Below are 760 nucleotides of genomic sequence, written 5' to 3' on the forward strand. Positions count from 1 at the left end.
CCCGGCCACCTGGCGCGGGTCACAGGCTGCGGGCGGTGATGTCGCCGTGGGAGGTGGTGGCGTGGATGTCGAGCTCGGGGGCGCCGTCGTTCTTGAGGGCGTTGCTGATGCGGCCGTGGGTGGTGGCGGCGTCCAGGGCGGCCGAGACGCCGGCGGCGGCGTTGACCGAGATGTCGCCGGACTGGGTGCGGAGCACGACCTTGCCGCCGGTGGCCTCGGCGATGCGGATGTCGCCCCGCGCGGTGCTGATCTCGGCGGGGCCGCCCAGGCGGCCGACCTCGACGTCGCCGTCGGTGGCGGTGAGGCGCAGGCTCGCGGTCTCGTCGAGCTTGATCTGGTGGTAGGCGCCGTCGAAGGCGACGTCGCCGAGGCGGCCGACGGTCCGGAGTTCGGCGCTGCCGGTCTTGGCCTCGAGCCGGGAGCCGGCGGGCAGCTCGACGGTCACCTCGATGGCTCCGGAGGGGCCGAAGTACTCGTTCTTCGTCGCGGTCTCGATCCGCAGGACGCCGTCGGCGTAGGCGACCGTGGTCTGCTCGGCGGCCTTGACGTCGCGGCTCTTCGCGGCGTTCGCGGGCCGGATCTCGACGGTGGTGTCCGCGCGGTCGGCGGCGATGATCTGGACGCGTCCGGCGGGGATGTCCAGGACGGCGGTGATCGGGGCGGCGGTGTCGAACTTCTGCATGGTGTGCTCCTTGTGCTGTGTTCTTTCGAGATCAACCATCGCCGACCGTTCTGATACCGGGCCGTCGCCGCCCTGACA

General features: G+C 72.1%; 1 protein-coding gene. It reads right to left on the reverse strand.

All coding sequences use genetic code 11. The features are described 5' to 3' along the window. Positions 1 to 19: 19 nt before the first annotated feature. Positions 20 to 682, reverse strand: coding sequence for a DUF4097 family beta strand repeat-containing protein (locus HT134_RS44305; protein WP_175606507.1), 663 nt, complete (start codon positions 680 to 682; stop codon positions 20 to 22). Positions 683 to 760 lie beyond the last annotated feature (78 nt).

The organism is Nonomuraea rhodomycinica (genome assembly GCF_013363995.1).
Lineage (GTDB): Bacteria > Actinomycetota > Actinomycetes > Streptosporangiales > Streptosporangiaceae > Nonomuraea > Nonomuraea rhodomycinica.

Bases quoted from the DNA above. Each gene is read 5' to 3' on its own strand.
- HT134_RS44305 (WP_175606507.1), bottom strand. From the start codon at position 682: ATGCAGAAGTTCGACACCGCCGCCCCGATCACCGCCGTCCTGGACATC.